Consider the following 14191-nt stretch of genomic DNA (forward strand, 5'->3'; position numbering starts at 1 on the left):
CGTTCTCCTTCAGACCCGGCCCGGGACCGGGACCAGTTCGTGTGTGTCCGGATAGGGCAGTCCGTGCGGGGCCACGGGATGGTCGGCGCACGGCGCCAGGCGGCGGCCGTCCGCGACGAGGTTCAGCGAGCTGACCGCGCGCAGCCCGGGTGTGGCCACGAGCAGTCGGCGCACCAGCGCGGCGTGCCGCACGGGCGCGCCGAACGGCCAGCCGTGCCCGTCGTCGCCGCCGGTCACCGGGTCGAGGTAGGCGTCGACGACGGCGATGGCGTCGCGGACCACCGCGCCCAGGTCGGCGTCCGGGTCGGCGACGATGCGGCCCTCCACCCGGATCCGCTCGTAGTGGGGCGAACCCACGATCACCTGGACGCCGGCCGGCGCCACCTGCTCGGTCAGGTGACGGGCGACCGCGTCCAGTTCGCCGAGCACCGGCAGCGGCGGCCGCTGATCGCGCCGGGCGGGCACGATCAGCACGCCGACCAGGCCGGGCACCGGCGGGCCGGGCACGTCCGGGTGGAAGCCGGCGGCGGCGTGGGCCCGGACGATCTGCGCTCCCTCGGCCCGCAGTGCCAGCGAGGCATAGTCGGCCACGGTCACCGCGCGGCCGCGGGAGCGGATCCGCGCCGGACCGCGCCGGACCGCGTCGTCCACCGGTTCGGCCGGGGCGCCGCCGGTGGCCGCGTCCGGGCTGATCGCGCCGGTGACGAACGGCACGGCGGTCAGCGCGGACAGCCGGGTGCCGGCCGCGATCGCGCCGCCGGGGCCGCCGCCGATGCGGTAGCGGACCGCGCGGACGTTGCGGAAGCCGTCCGGGACGGCGGCGCCCTCGATCCCGTCCCCGAAGGTGACCAGGCCCTGGGCGTGGTCGACGGTGAAGACCCGCCGGTCCGGGCCCATCCCGGCCAGGCTCGCCACCTCCTGCCAGCGGGTCGGTCCGCCGGTGTCGTCGAGCCCGAACGGATCGAGGGCCTGCGCGTCGACCTCGATCACCAGGCTGTCCGGCAGGACCGGCGTCTGGGCCACCCGCATCACGGTGCCACCCGGGCCGCGGCGGGGCAGCCGCTCCAGTGCCTCGCCGGCAATGGTCCGGGCGGCGACGGCGGCGACGGCATTGGGGCGTACGGCGGCGAGCACCGGCGGACGGCGGTAGCCCCCGTGCACCAGCTGGGCGCGCAGCCACCGCAGCGGCAGGCGGCTGCGGAGCTCCGCCGACGTGGCCGGATCCCAGCCGTCCGGCAGGCCCAGCTCGATGACGCCGCTGCGCTGGAGGCCGCCGGTCTCGTCGAGCAGCACGGCGGCGGGGATCAGCCGGGATCCGGCGAGCACGTCCCAGCGCAGTACCGGTGGCGGCAGCTCGGGCGGGGGCGGGGTGCCACCCCGGGCCGCAGCCGGCGGCAGCCCGGCCGGATCGGTGACGACGATTTGGAGGGAGAGGGACGGCGTGGGCCGGACCGGGGTGTCCAGCCCCAGCCAGAAGCTCATCCCTGGGGCCGGCCGGTCGCCGAACGGCCGGACCCGCGCGGTGCCGGCCGTGAGGGCGCCCGCGTCGGCGCTGCTGGTGAGCCGCTGGATCTGGACGTGTGCCTCGGTCAGCCGGGTCGGGGTGACCACGACGGTGCGCTCGGTCTCGAACACGACCCGGCCGTTTCCGTCGGCCGTGGCAGCGGCCGCCTGGAAGCCCTCCGGCACCACGACCGGGGCGGGCGCGGTGTCCACGACCTGGATCTGGAGCACGGTGCGCGCGGCCGTCGCCGGGCTGATCCCGATCCCGGCGATGCGCAACTGCTCGACCAGCAGTTTCTCCGGCAGCCGGTTGGCGCGCTCGAGCACCGGCTGGAACAGGTCGCCGAGCAGGGACGTCAGCGCGACGCCGGGGTCGCCCGCTCGCTGGTTGGTCCAGTCCGGCGTGTAGGCCGGGATCCGGTCCCGGACCGCCCGGCGCACCGCCGCCGCGGTCGCGTCGAGCAACTCCGGCGCGGCCCCGGCGGTGTGGATGGCCGCCTCGGCGGCGGCTTCCTCCGGCCGGGTCTCGGGTGTCCACCACGCCGCGGTCATGACAGACCCTCCCCGGGCGCGGCCGGGCCGGGCGCGGCCACCGTCAGTCCGGTCAGGACGACCAGGTCGTGCGGGCCGATGGCGACGTCCTGACAATTTTCGCCGGGTGGCCGGCTGTCGAGCCCGATCGAGACTCCGCCGATCACGGCGGAGCGGCCGGCGACGTCCTGGGCCACGCCGAGCAGCTCGGTGGGGCGCAGCGGCTCGCCGAAGATCCATCCGGTGCCGCCGGGGCCGCCGATCAGCGGGTCGAGGTAGCGGCCCAGACCCTGGGTCAGCCGTTCGCGCAGCCCGGCCGGGTCGGCGACGGCCGACGCGAGGGCGACCGCGAGCTCGACCGGACGGTAGCGTGGGCCGCGGACGAAGATCTCCGTGCAGATCAGGCGGGCCGCCTCGAGCGCCGCCGTGACCGCGGCGACGGCACCCGGGTCGGGCATCGGTGCCGGCACCCCGGCGGGCACGCCCGGCACGATCACGACGGTGACCGCGCCAGGGACCGAGTCGCACGGGGTGGCCGGGTGCAGGCCGACGGCGACGTCGGCGCGGGCGATGTCGACGCCGGGTGTGGCCAGGACGATCTGCTCGATGTCGGGCACGGTGACGGCCCGGACCGGCCGGGCCAGTTCCGCGGCGGCCCGGCCGCGGGCCTCGGCGATGGTCTCCGGCGGGCGGCCGAACCGGGCCGGCACCGCGCTGGTGGCGATGAGCGGGAGGGTGGGGCAGGTCCAGGTGACCGGGCCGACGTTGCCGTCCGGGCCGCCGCCGAGCTGGTAGTCGAGCCGCAGCCGGGGCGGGTCGGCGATCACCGGCAGCCGCCCGGTCAGGCCGTCGCCGAACCGCAGGCAGCCCGCGTCGCGGTCGATCACGAACACCCGGTCGGCCGGGCCGTGGAAGGCGAGCTCGGCGGTCGCGGTCCAGGGGTGCTCGGCGCCGTCGGACTCCATCAGGGTCAGATGCACACTGCCCGGGTCGTCGAGCAGCCGGCCGGCCGCGTTCAGGTCCAGCACCTGGCCGGGCAGGCTGAGCCAGCCCTCCGTCTGACCGGCCAGCCGGTCCAGGAGGTCGCCGGTCGCGGTGACGGCCTGACAGTGCCGCGCCACCACCGCGTTGACGGTCAGCCTGAGCAGGCGGGGCGGCGCGCTGAAGCCCGGCCGGTCGATCGAGAGCCGCAGCCGGCGTACGACGGTGGCCGCGCCGGGCTGCCAGTCGTCCGGCCAGATCAGCCGGACCACCCCGGAGCGGCGCAGACCACCGGTGCCGTCGTCGACCCGGGCGGGTTCGAATCGGCCGGGCGCCGACTCGTAGCTCCAGGTCACCGTGGCTGGCGGCGGCACGCCGGCGGGCGCGTCCGGGGCCCACGAGGGCGGGATCCGCTCGCCGGTGTCCAGCAGCAGGAGCAGGCCGATCCGGGCGCCGGCGGGTGGGGCGAAGCCGCCGGGCACGGTCAGCTCCAGTTCCCACGGGAATCCGTCGGCCAGCAGCTGCCAGGAGCCCGGGACCAGGGCGACGTCGTCGTCGGTGGTGAAGACGAGGCGTTGCGTGCCGAGGGCGTGGACCAGTTCGGTGCCGGCCGGCACCACGGCCGGCGGCAGGGCACCGGGCGCCGCGCCGGACGCCAAAGCCAGAACGGTCGCCGCCGGGACGGCCGGGGCGGGATCGGTGATGCCGAGCAGCCGCAGGACGCCGCGCACCAGCGTGTCCGGCACCTGATCGAGCAGGTAGAGGCGCTGCTCGAGCAGCCAGGCGTAGAGCTCAAGCAGCGCGACGCCGGGGTCCACCGGCGCGTGCAGCGTCCACTGCCCGAGGGAGGCGGACGGGATCCGCGCCCGGATCGCCTCGGTCATCCGGGCCCAGGTGAGGTCGTCGAGGGTAAGCGGCGGGATCGTCATGGCGTGTCCTGCAACGGGCCGAGGTAGAACGGGAACACCAGGTTGTCCCGGGTGTTGGCGGGCCGGATCCGGTAGTCGACCTCCACCACGGCCATGGTGTCGTCCCGGGGGTCGAGCTCGGCGTTGATCCGGTCCACCTGCACCCGGGGCTCGAAGTCGCGGATCGCCTCGCGCAGCGTGGTCTCGAGCAGGCGCAGGTTCTGCACGCTGCCCGGAGCGAAGACCAGGTCGCGGGCCTTGGTGCCGAAGGTGGGCCGCATGACCCGCTCGCCCTGCACGGTGCGCAGGAGATGCAGCAGAGACTGCTGGATGTTCGCCGCGCCGGAGGAGTACTCCAGTCCGCCGCCGAAGCCGGGGCAGACCGGGAACGCCCAGCCGGTGCCGAGGAAGTCGCCGCTCATCCGATCAGCACCGTCCCCGATCCTGACACGATGGTGCCGGCGTTGCGGTCAGCAGGGTCGTTGCAGGTGCGCACCGGGTCGCCGATCCGGGCCGCCTTCCTGCCGTTGATGAGCACCGTGTCCGATCCGCCGGCCACCGTGCCGCGGTTGGCGGGCGTCCGCTGGAAGCTCGTGCCCGGCGGAGTCGGGACGTGCTTCGGCTGGTTCGGCGCGACGCTGCCGACGGTCGCCGCGTCCCGGCCCTCGATCTGGACGTCGCCGCTGAGAGCGTCGCCGAGCTTGCCGGCGAACGGATGCGGCAGCGGCGTGGGCACGGTCCCACTGGCGCTGGGCACCAGCACGATGTGGGAGTCCACGCCGGTGACCTGGTCGTCGCGGCGGGCGGCGCCCGAGGCGGCCATCAGTTCAACCTGATCTTGGAGCCCTTGACCGTGACATCGCCGCCGTCGGCGGTCAACTCGATGTTCTTGGCCTTGAGGGAGATCTTCTGGTCGGCGGTGATGGTGACGTTCTTGCCGTCGCCGTCCAGGACGATGCTGGCGCCGGACCTGGTCGCGACGGTCACCGTACCGGCCTTGTCGTCGAAGACGATCCGGTGCCCGGCCTTGGTCACCAGCGCCTTCTGGTCGGTGCTTGAGTCCGGGTGGGTGAAGGGCTTGTCCTTGCCGTTGTAGAGGCCGCCGAGCACGATCGGGTCGCGCATGTCGCCCTGTACGAAGCCGACGAGCACCTCGTCGCCCACCTCCGGCCGCCACATCGAGCCGTAACCATTGCCGGCGTACAGCTGGGCGACCCGGCAGGGCTTGGTCACCATCCGCGCGTCGAACCAGGGGAAGCGCAGGCAGACCCGGCCCTCCTTGCTGGCGTCCTCCTCGTTGTCCGGGAACGGGGCGACGATGGCCGGCACCACGCCGTAGAAGCGCCGGTTGGTCACCGGCGACAGGGGACTGCGTCCGCTCATGCCACGCTCCTGGTCTCTTCCGTCCGGCGGGGACCCCGGTCATGGGTACGCCGTACGTCGAATTGGGTGATGTAGCCGGAGTTGTTGAGGGTGTGCTCGACCTTGGTGACGTAGTAGGTGCCGCAGAAGCGCTCGCTGAGCCGGCCGATCTCGAGGTTGTCGCCCGGCCGCAGGTGCGGCAGCCCGATCGTGCGGCCGGTGCCGGTGACGAAGGTGTAGGCGCGATCGGCCAGCAGGGACATGGCCAGCCGGTCGGCCTCCTGCTTGCTGAAGACCGGCGCGTCCACCACCGCCTCCTGCTTGCCGCGGCCGGACGCGCCGAGCTTGGCGGCCGCGGCCGGTCCTGATGTGCCGTCCCCGCGCGGCAGGTCGTCGGCGGCGGCCTCGCCCACGATCGGTTCCTTGGTCCGCGGATCCCAGCCGCGCACCACGACCTTCGAGACCTGCCGGGACAGCGTCAGCACGGGGGAGAACTCGATCAGGCTCTCGCCCCAGTTCAACGTGTAGACCCGGATCTTCTGATCGTCGCGGCCGTCGCGGGGCCGGATGAAGTTGAGCGTCTCGACGCCCGAGTCCTGATCGGTCGTCATGAAGACGTCGAAGTCGATGCGCTTGGCCCGTTCCTTGAGGAAGGCCAGGTCGCTCTGGTTGGCCTGGACGACGAGATCGTGGTGCGGGCCGTCCTTGGTCACCGCGCACCGGATCCCGTGCCGCTGGGCGATCCGCTCGGCGATCTCCCAGTCGAATACGTTCTCGAACCGGATCTCGCCGCCCTCCGGTGGTTTCGCGTCCCGCAGCGGCAGCAGCCCGTCGACCACCGAGATCTGCAGGCTCGGCGGCCCCGACTCGGGGAACCGGGGGCTCAGCGTGGCGACCTGTCCCGTCAGCATCGGGACCAGGTTGTCGGCGTACCCTAATTCGATCTTGAGGTTGCGGCCGAGATCGAAGGTAGTGGTCTCGGTGTACTTGAAGTCGAAGGTCGTGTCGTCCCAGTTGTTGATCGTGAGGTCGGCGCTGCTCATGTTCTCCAGGTCGAGCACGACCTTGATTTCGAGCACGTCGCCCCGGGTGGTCGGGTCCAGGTCGTAACCGCCGACCGTGAGGCGGAATTCGGGCGCGTAGTAGTCGGCCGGCAGTCCCGGTTCGCGGGTGGACGCCTGCGTGGTCATCCGTTCCTCCTGAGGCTGGGCACGTCGAGTTGCCGGCCGGGCTCGAGGAAGCGCGGATCGGTGATGCCGTTGGCCTCGGCCAAGACCCGCCACTGCGCCGGATCCCGGTAGACCGCGTAGGCGATCCGGTCGAGCGTGTCGCCGGCGGTGACCGTCCACGACTTGTCGACGTCGGCCGACTGTTTGCGGGTCTCGCGCACCTGCACGGCGACCGGACGGTACTCCTTCATCGCGATGGTGAGCTTGGCCCGCAGCGGCACACCCTTCGGGTCGAAGAGCGTGTAGCCGACGCCGAGGTTCTCCAGGACGCCGTCGAAGATCGCGCCGTCCCAGTGGAAGCGCACGATCGGGGGCGCGTGGAGTTTCTCGTTCGGCGACAGCAGGGCGCGCAGCCGGTCGACGTACTCCGCGCGGACGTCTTTGAGCGAGTCGGAGGTGTCCACCAGGACTTCCATTGACAGGGTCTCGGCACCGCCGCGGATCCACTGCAGCGGGGGCGACTCCAGGCCGGGGATGGCGATCTCGGCGTACGTGTTGGCCTTGTTCAGCTGGTATTCGGCCGGGTTGAACTTGAACGGGATCCGGGCCTGGTCCTCGGCCGGGCTGATGATCTCAAGGTATGCCTCGGCGAACTCGCGGCCGGCCGCGTCGATCGGTGTCGTGATCATGCGTAGTCCTCCCGGTCCTGGTCGCGGAAGGAGCGGTCGCACTCGCTGAGCCGGCTGCGGCGCTCGGCCTCGGACGCCAGCCGCTGCCACGCGGCCATGTGCCGCTCGAACAGACGGGCGAAGACCGCCTCGTCGCTGCCGGCGGCGACGTCGAAGCGCACCTCGAGGTGGTGGATCGTGAGCATGGCGATCACCCGGTTCCCGGTGGCGAGAGCGGAACGGGCACCAGGCCCTCATGGGCGATCTCGAGCGACTCGATGGCCACCTTGCCGTCCATCGAGTCCAGCTCCGGGCCAGTCCACTTGGCCGCCAGGCCGGCCCGGAACGCCCATGCCATGGCGGGCGCGCCGAGCGGGGTCAGCAGCATGATCGTGCCGTCCCGGCGGGCGCCCAGGGACTGTTGCAGCCCGAGCTGGTACCAGGTCCAGAGGCCGGGCCCGCGGATCACCCCGGCGCGCAGCACGATGCGGTTCCAGCTGTGCCGGACCGGGAGCTGGTGCACGAAGTCGTTGCGGCCGCCCTCGGCGTACGGCATCACCTCAAGCTCCGCGCCGAGGCCGCCGGCGTAGCAGAACTCGCCCAGCGCGACCAGCCCGACCAGGGCGGCCTGGGCGGCAGGCAGGTAGGCATCGGCCGGGTCGAGGGTGATCAGGAATCGGACGGCAGCCAGCGGCGGCTCGGTCAGCACGGTCGGCGCCGTCATGACTCCACCACCGCCAGCACGCCCTGCGGGGTCAGCGTGAGCAGGACCCGGAGGAACTCCATCGGCGCGGCTGGGGCCAGCAGGATCTCGCACTCCAGCTGCCCGAGCTCGGTCTGCGCGGGCGGGTTGTTTCCGTCGTCGCAGCGCACCCGGAAGCCCTCGTCCGGGGTGGCGCCCTTCAGGCCGCCGGCCCGCCAGGACTCCAGCAGCACCGAGCGGACGGCGCGCACCAGGGTGAAGCGCAGCACCGGGCCGTCGGGTTCGAAGACCAGCGGCTCGGCGACTCGGCGGATCGCGCGGACCAGCCGGTGCAGCAGGCGACGGTGGGCGACGAAGCGGCGAGCCGGGTCGCGGTCGAGGGTGCGGCCGCCCCAGACTTCGAGGCCTCGTCCCGGCCGGCAGCGCAGCACGTTGAGCCCGCCCGCGGTGAGCGCCGACTGTTGGTCCCGGTCGAGCGGCACGGCGAGGTCGAGCGCGTCGGCCAGCAGCGCGTTCGCCGGGGTGTGCTGCGCGCCGCGCTCCCGGTCCAGGCGGCTGGCCAGACCGGCGACGTGCCCGGACGGGGGCACGGCGCGCAGCGGCGATCGGGTGCCGCCGAACGGGTCGGTGACCCGGATCCACGGGTGGTAGACGGCCGCGGACCGCCGTCGCTCCGGCGGCAGGCCGTCGTGCAGAGCGCCGGTCCAGGCGACGGCCGGTCCCGGCGACGCTCTGTCCGGGGGCAGGTCGATCAGCACCAGGCGGTCCTGCCGTTCAGTGGCATCGCGCAGCAGCTCGTGCAGCACCGGGACGGCCTCGGCACCCAGGTCCGGGTGCAGGTCCGGGACGAGCACCAGGGCGACCTCCATCAGCTCGCCGAGCCGCCGCGCCGCGTCCAGGTAGTCCTCGCGCCGGGGGACCGGGTCGGCGCCGCCGTCCAGGGTGATCTCCCAACTCTTGACGGCCGGCCCGGCCGAGCCGCCCGGCGCCCTGTTCGCGACCGGCCCACCGGGGACCAGGCGGACGAAGCGCGACCGCGCGAGGGCCGCGACGACCTCCTCTGGAGCGATCCCGGTGAGGAACTCGGGAGCCTCACCGGGTACCTCGATCCGGAAACTCAGCCCGCCCCGGTTCAGGTAGTCGATCGTGATCCGGGTCCGGTCGGCCCATTCGCCGGGGTCGGTCGAGCGGATCTCGTACCGGGTGTGGCCGAACCCCGCGTCGGCGACGTCGCCGAGCTCCCACCGGCCGGTCGCGCCGATGCCTCCGGCGCCGTCCAGGCGGAGTACGTGGACGACCTGGCCGCCGTTGCCGAGGTAGCCGCGCAGCGCGTACCCGGTCAGGAAGCGCGGGTCGAGGCCGCCGAACAGGCTCTCCAGCTCGCGCGCCCCCGCGACCCGCCGCGGTTGCCCGACCGGCCCGCGCCGGGTGCGGCCGATCACCCCGGCGATGTCCGAGCGCAACGGCGACGGCTCCGCCTGCGGCGGGACGGCCACCACGCTGAGCCCTGGCAGGACGGATCCGCCGGCCATGTCAGACGGTGTCCAGGACCATGGTCTCGACCGCGAGCTCCAGGGTCTCGATCGAGATCTCGTTCGTGGCCGCGTTCAGGCTCGGGCCGGTGTACTTGGTCGGCCAGGCCCGGGTGAAGTTCCAGCGCATCACCTCTTGCCGGTTCTCGTCGAAGAGCTTGATCGAGCCGTTGGCCCGCTGGACCTGCCCGCTCATCGCGGAGAAGATCCAGTCCCAGAACAGCTTGGTGCCGTTGGCACCCCACTTGAGCGTGATGTTGCCGTGCTTGTTGAGGCCGGGGATCTTGGTCATCGTGAGCGGACTGCGCCCGGACCGGTACTCGATGATCTCCATGGTCGACTCGAAGCCGCTGACCTCCTTGAAGGTCGCGCCGACCGCCGCCCCGTCGGGGCTGATGCCCTCGACGGTGACCTCGAAGTTGAGCCCGGAGTACGGCTCGGGGCGGGGAACGAGAGGCACGGGTCGCCCTCCTTTCAGGCGGATGGTCAGGCGGGCTGGAGTTCGCGGGACTTCTGCTGAATCCGGAAAATTACGAATTCAGCGGGTTTGGACGGCGCGATGCCGATCTCGCAGATCAGCCGGCCCTGGTCGATGTCGTCCTGGCTCATGGTCTTCTCGTCGCACCGGACGAAGTACGCCTGCGCCGGCGTGCGGCCCACGAGCGCGCCGAGGACCCGCTGGTTCTCCAGGAACTGCGTGATGGTCAGCCGCACCCGGGCCCAGAGGTCCGGATCGTTGGGCTCGAAGACCACGAAGTCCGTGCCCTCCTCGATGGACTCGCGGATCATGATGAAGAGCCGGCGTACGTTGATGTAGCGCCACAGGGCGTCGCCGGTGGTGCACCGCGCGCCCCAGACCCGGAAGCCGCGCCCCGGGAAGAACCGCAGGGCGTTGACGCCGGCCGGGTTCAGCAGGTCCTGCTCCCGCTTGGTGACGTCGGCCTGGAGACCGTTGATCGACCGGATCACCTCGTTGGCCGGTGCCTTGTGCACACCCCGCTCGTCGTCGACGCGAGCATAGATGCCGGCCAGGTGACCCGACGGCGCCAGCGGGACGTCGCGGTCCACCAGCGGATCGCGGACGATCAGCCAGGGGTAGTAGAGGGCCGCGTACTTGGTGTCGATGAGCTCCCGTTCGGCCAGGACGTCCTGGATGCCCAGCCGGTCCTGGGTGTCGAGGATGGCGAACCGGTCCTTGAGCAGCTCGCAGTGGGTGATCAGGGCCGAGCGCACGGTCCGGGACCAGATGCCCGGCACGAGACAGATGGCGATCTCGTCGATGTCCTCAAGCGCGGCGATGCCGGTGCGGTTGCCGCTGCCGCCGTCAACGCCGACGAAGTCGTCCACGGTCAGTTCGTCGAGCTTGTCGTCGCCGCCGCCGAACTGCTGGAAGCCGCCGCCGGACGCGGTCGGGAAGGCGGTGAGGTCGGCCTCCTCGTAGTCTGCGCCCAAGGCCAGGTCGACGTAGGCCGAGCGGTCGCTGACCACCTCGATCAGGGTGCTGGGGCTGCCGTCGCGGACCAGCCGCAGGTTGGTGAACTCCTCGTCGACCGGCGGCAAGCCGGCCGGGGCGTAACGCACCTGCGCCCGCGCCTCGATCAGCCGGATCCGGTCGGTCTCCAGGTATTGCCGGGCCAGGTCGGCGCCGAGGGTCACCAGCGGCCCGGCCACGGAAGTCACCGTGGTGACCTCTTTGCGGCTGCCGTTGTCGAGCTCGACCAGCGCACCAGGGTAGAGGCGTCCCGCGTTGGCCACGTAGATGACGTTCTTGGGCGCCGCCGCCGGCGCGGCGCCGCCACCGGCCCCTCCGCCCGCACCACCACCAGCACCTCCGCCTCCGGCACCACCTCCGCCGGCGGGTGCGGCCGGAGTGTTCGAAGGGAGCAGCCGCTGCACCCCGGTGCCCTTGGCGACCGCGGCCGGGAGCGCCGGGACGGTCAGGTCGAGCCAGTTGTTGTCGTTCTGGTTGTCGGCGACCTGCGAGACGGGCACCCGGGTACCGCCGATCACCGCGACGAACGCGCCGGTGCCGAGGTCGAGCCGCCCCGCCTTCTTCGCCACCGACACCCTGGTCGCGCCGGCCTGCGCGTCCTCCACGACGCGGCTGAAGACGGCCGCGCCCTGCCCGGGATCGGACAGGATGCCCAGGCTCGCCCCGACCATCGGCGAGATCCGCACCGAGAGATCGTTGCCCCAGTCACCGCGCGCGTTGGCGCTGGCCACCACGGTCGCGGCCGCGTCGGCCACCGGCGCAGCCGTGCGCGGATGGACCTCCACGAAGTCGCGGCCGGCCTCGACGTCCTCGGGCAGCGTAGTACCGTCGAGCACCACCCGGTTGCGGGTGGCGTCGTAGCTCAGGACCCGGAACGTTCCGAGGTCGGCCTGGGTGTCGCCGCGGATCAGGTGGAACTGCGTCCCGTGCCCGGCGCCGCCCCCGTCGTCGAGGCCAATGAGGTGGTCGAGGACCAGCGCGTCCTGCCCGGCCTTGGCGTCGACCGCGAGCGGGATCACCAGACCGGACCCGAGGTTCGCCGCCGCCGCCGTGGCCGTCCCGGCGAACGCCCGCTTCACGAACAGCTGCTGCCCGCCGTTGAGGAAGAAGCCCTCCACCGAGTTCGCGAACTGCCACCAGCGTCCGCCCTCGGTGGCGCTGCCGGCCCAGTCGTTGACCACGGCCGGGTCGGCCGGTTCGGGCAGGTATCCGCCGAACCGGATGACGAAGTCGTTGAAGCTGGTGACCAGGACCGGTTTCCCGGTCGTCGGGCCCTTGGCGGTGACACCGACCGCGCCGGCGATGCTCGTGCTGACACCGACGATCGGGGGCGAGCCCGGATCCTTCTCCTCAACGTAGACACCGGGGCTGAGGTACTGAGGCATGCGAGCTCCCCCTTGCGGTGGTCAGACGATGATGATCAGTTGGCTGTGGGACAGGCCGGCCGGAAGCGTGACCTGGACGGTGGCGGTGCGCTGCGTGCGGCGGTCGAGGGCGGTCACGGTCGCCGTCCCGGCGGGGCCGATCCAGCGCAGGGCGAGCGCGAACGTCCCGCGTTCGTCGGTGAGCGTCCGATCCGTGCGCGTCCCGGCGCCGGCCTGAGCGGTGGTGCTCACGACGACGTCGGCGACCGCCGCGCCGGCCGCGTCCCGCACCTGCCCCCGCACGACGCTGATGTAGGCCGCGTAGGGATAGCGGACCGCCGGCAGCAGCACAATGTCCTGCCGCACCACCTGTTGCGGCGGCCCGGCCGGGTCGTCGGGAAGTGACGAGAACTCGATGCCGTCGCCCGAATCGCGGTACAGGGGAACGTAGAACGCGCTCTGCGCCCGGACCCGGTACCGCTTGGCGGGCAGGCCGGCCACGCCGCGGCGCCGTTCCAGCCCCGGGAAGCCGACGTTGCCGGCCGTGGTGACGGTCACCGGCGTGTCCACCGGGATCCATGCCGTATCGAGCGGATCCCGTCGGTCCAGCTCGACGGCCACGCGGGCGAGGGGCCCGCGCCGGGTGAAGTCGTCGACGAGGCGGAACCATCCCGGGCTCACCCGGACGGTGTCGTCGTCTGCGACCGGCTGCCAGCCGTGGTCCCTCACCGCGGCACCTCCGTGGCGAGCGAGGGCCGCAGCGCGCGCCGCTGCACGGGTTGCCCGGAGATGACCGCCTCGGAGTCCAGGTTGGCCACCCGGAGCTCGTAGTTCAGCGACAGCCGGTACGGCCGCTGGATCGCCCACCAGACCCGGGTGCGCTCCTCCAGGGTCAGCGGCGACAGCGTGACGTTGATGGGTTCGTCCAGCCCGGCCAGGCTGCCGACCAGCGCCGGCCCGCTCAGCGTGGCGTCGTCGTACAGCACGTGCATGACCCGGCCGAGCATCCGCTGCTCGGTGACCCGGTCGCCGCCCCACGCGGTGAGCAGATACCGCAGAATCAGCGCCATCGGCGGTTTGCGCAGCTGAACGCCGCCGCCTGCGACAGCCTCGCGAATATGTGGCCGATTACGCAGAGACGGATCCTCCGCAACCTCGTACAGAAAAAGGGTGAGCAAAGGCGGCGCCGTCGGAATTACGCCCATCAGGTCGTGTACTTGAGCGATCGGCGCCGGCGGCGGCGTCAGCGAGCTCATAGCGCCGGTGAGCACGGTCTCGAGCATCCGCGAGACGTCGCTGACGACATCGGAGCCGGCCATGCGCCCACCCCCACCTCTAACTCGCCCTGCCCGCCGACAACTTCCCATCAGAGCGTGGACCGTCCGCGTCAACACGGCGTCTTCGACTGCGTGTCGAGTCACGCCACCGCAGGCATACAAAGGCCGGCGGCATGCCCGGACATTCGGCGTGGAGCGTCACGCTCCACGCGGGCTCGGAGTGCGGCAGATGCTCGCCTTGCTGCCAGCCGCTGATGCGCTGTGCGGTGACCCGCCACCGTTCGCCGGGGCTGCACTGTTGCATGGCCTGTTGCGCGACCCGCTCCAGCGGCACGCTCGGGCGTCCAGTAGCGCGTCATGACCTCGACCCCTGACCGCCATTTTCCCTGGCTGTATATCAGCAGGCCCTGGTCATCTACTGGTGTTCAGTGCTAAATGGCGTTCGGTCGGCATCGGGGTGCGCTGTCGACTTTGAAAGCCAGAGACTGTGGTGTGGATTGATGATCGGACCAGAAAGGGGTTTCCCGTATCGCAGATCCACACCATTTTCGAAGGGACGTCGGAGATCCAGCGCCTGATCATCGGCCGCGCCGTCACGGGCCTGCCGGTTCGCTGAAATGCCCGGGTTCCTGAGCGCCTCTCTTGGAGATCGTCCGTTCCGTCGCAGTGAGCCTGCGGCGTCATGGGGCGCCCATCTGGCG

14 protein-coding genes and 1 pseudogene are annotated in these 14191 nt (G+C 72.2%); 1 reads left to right on the forward strand and 14 read right to left on the reverse strand.

The window, feature by feature from the left end:
* Positions 1 to 9: 9 nt before the first annotated feature.
* From ACIBQ1_RS03540 to ACIBQ1_RS03605, 14 genes are read right to left on the reverse strand one after another with little or no spacing between them, the layout of a single operon-like run.
* Positions 10 to 2055: a putative baseplate assembly protein gene (locus ACIBQ1_RS03540; RefSeq protein WP_397274366.1), complete on the reverse strand. Its 2046-nt coding sequence runs from the start codon at positions 2053 to 2055 to the stop codon at positions 10 to 12.
* Positions 2052 to 3944, reverse strand: coding sequence for a hypothetical protein (locus ACIBQ1_RS03545; RefSeq protein WP_397274367.1), 1893 nt, complete (start codon positions 3942 to 3944; stop codon positions 2052 to 2054). The genes ACIBQ1_RS03540 and ACIBQ1_RS03545 overlap by 4 nt, the downstream gene beginning before the upstream one ends.
* Positions 3941 to 4345 carry a GPW/gp25 family protein gene (locus tag ACIBQ1_RS03550; protein ID WP_397274368.1) on the reverse strand — a complete coding sequence of 135 codons (405 nt, stop codon included), beginning with the start codon at positions 4343 to 4345 and terminating at the stop codon, positions 3941 to 3943. Before ACIBQ1_RS03550 ends, ACIBQ1_RS03545 begins: the two co-directional genes overlap by 4 nt.
* Positions 4342 to 4746 carry a PAAR domain-containing protein gene (locus ACIBQ1_RS03555; RefSeq protein WP_397274369.1) on the reverse strand — a complete coding sequence of 135 codons (405 nt, stop codon included), beginning with the start codon at positions 4744 to 4746 and terminating at the stop codon, positions 4342 to 4344. Before ACIBQ1_RS03555 ends, ACIBQ1_RS03550 begins: the two co-directional genes overlap by 4 nt.
* Positions 4746 to 5306 carry a phage baseplate assembly protein V gene (locus ACIBQ1_RS03560; protein ID WP_397274370.1) on the reverse strand — a complete coding sequence of 187 codons (561 nt, stop codon included), beginning with the start codon at positions 5304 to 5306 and terminating at the stop codon, positions 4746 to 4748. Before ACIBQ1_RS03560 ends, ACIBQ1_RS03555 begins: the two co-directional genes overlap by 1 nt.
* A complete protein-coding gene (locus ACIBQ1_RS03565) occupies positions 5303 to 6475 on the reverse strand; it encodes a phage late control D family protein (RefSeq protein ID WP_397274371.1) in 1173 nt (390 codons plus the stop codon). The genes ACIBQ1_RS03560 and ACIBQ1_RS03565 overlap by 4 nt, the downstream gene beginning before the upstream one ends.
* Positions 6472 to 7143 (reverse strand): LysM peptidoglycan-binding domain-containing protein, encoded by a 672-nt coding sequence (locus ACIBQ1_RS03570; RefSeq protein ID WP_397274372.1) that lies wholly within the window; start codon positions 7141 to 7143, stop codon positions 6472 to 6474. The genes ACIBQ1_RS03565 and ACIBQ1_RS03570 overlap by 4 nt, the downstream gene beginning before the upstream one ends.
* Complete coding sequence (locus tag ACIBQ1_RS03575) at positions 7140 to 7328, reverse strand: putative phage tail protein (protein ID WP_397274373.1); 189 nt, start codon at positions 7326 to 7328, stop codon at positions 7140 to 7142. Before ACIBQ1_RS03575 ends, ACIBQ1_RS03570 begins: the two co-directional genes overlap by 4 nt.
* A gap of 5 nt (positions 7329 to 7333) precedes the next feature.
* Positions 7334 to 7846, reverse strand: coding sequence for a phage tail protein (locus ACIBQ1_RS03580; protein WP_397274374.1), 513 nt, complete (start codon positions 7844 to 7846; stop codon positions 7334 to 7336).
* Positions 7843 to 9357 carry a phage tail sheath subtilisin-like domain-containing protein gene (locus ACIBQ1_RS03585; RefSeq protein ID WP_397274376.1) on the reverse strand — a complete coding sequence of 505 codons (1515 nt, stop codon included), beginning with the start codon at positions 9355 to 9357 and terminating at the stop codon, positions 7843 to 7845. The genes ACIBQ1_RS03580 and ACIBQ1_RS03585 overlap by 4 nt, the downstream gene beginning before the upstream one ends.
* 1 nt (position 9358) lies before the next feature.
* On the reverse strand, positions 9359 to 9817 hold the full coding sequence (locus ACIBQ1_RS03590; RefSeq protein ID WP_397274377.1) for a phage tail protein: 459 nt from the start codon (positions 9815 to 9817) through the stop codon (positions 9359 to 9361).
* Between the two features lie 26 nt (positions 9818 to 9843).
* Positions 9844 to 12234, reverse strand: coding sequence for a phage tail sheath family protein (locus ACIBQ1_RS03595; RefSeq protein ID WP_397274378.1), 2391 nt, complete (start codon positions 12232 to 12234; stop codon positions 9844 to 9846).
* Between the two features lie 21 nt (positions 12235 to 12255).
* Positions 12256 to 12942, reverse strand: coding sequence for a hypothetical protein (locus ACIBQ1_RS03600; RefSeq protein WP_397274379.1), 687 nt, complete (start codon positions 12940 to 12942; stop codon positions 12256 to 12258).
* Positions 12939 to 13580 (reverse strand): DUF4255 domain-containing protein, encoded by a 642-nt coding sequence (locus ACIBQ1_RS03605; RefSeq protein ID WP_397274556.1) that lies wholly within the window; start codon positions 13578 to 13580, stop codon positions 12939 to 12941. Before ACIBQ1_RS03605 ends, ACIBQ1_RS03600 begins: the two co-directional genes overlap by 4 nt.
* A gap of 439 nt (positions 13581 to 14019) precedes the next feature.
* Here ACIBQ1_RS03605 and ACIBQ1_RS03610 point away from each other — a divergent pair.
* Positions 14020 to 14106 (forward strand): annotated as a pseudogene (locus ACIBQ1_RS03610) (acyl-CoA dehydrogenase family protein); the annotation flags it as partial.
* Positions 14107 to 14191: the final 85 nt, after the last annotated feature.

The organism is Nonomuraea sp. NPDC050153 (assembly GCF_044460125.1).
Lineage (GTDB): Bacteria > Actinomycetota > Actinomycetes > Streptosporangiales > Streptosporangiaceae > Nonomuraea.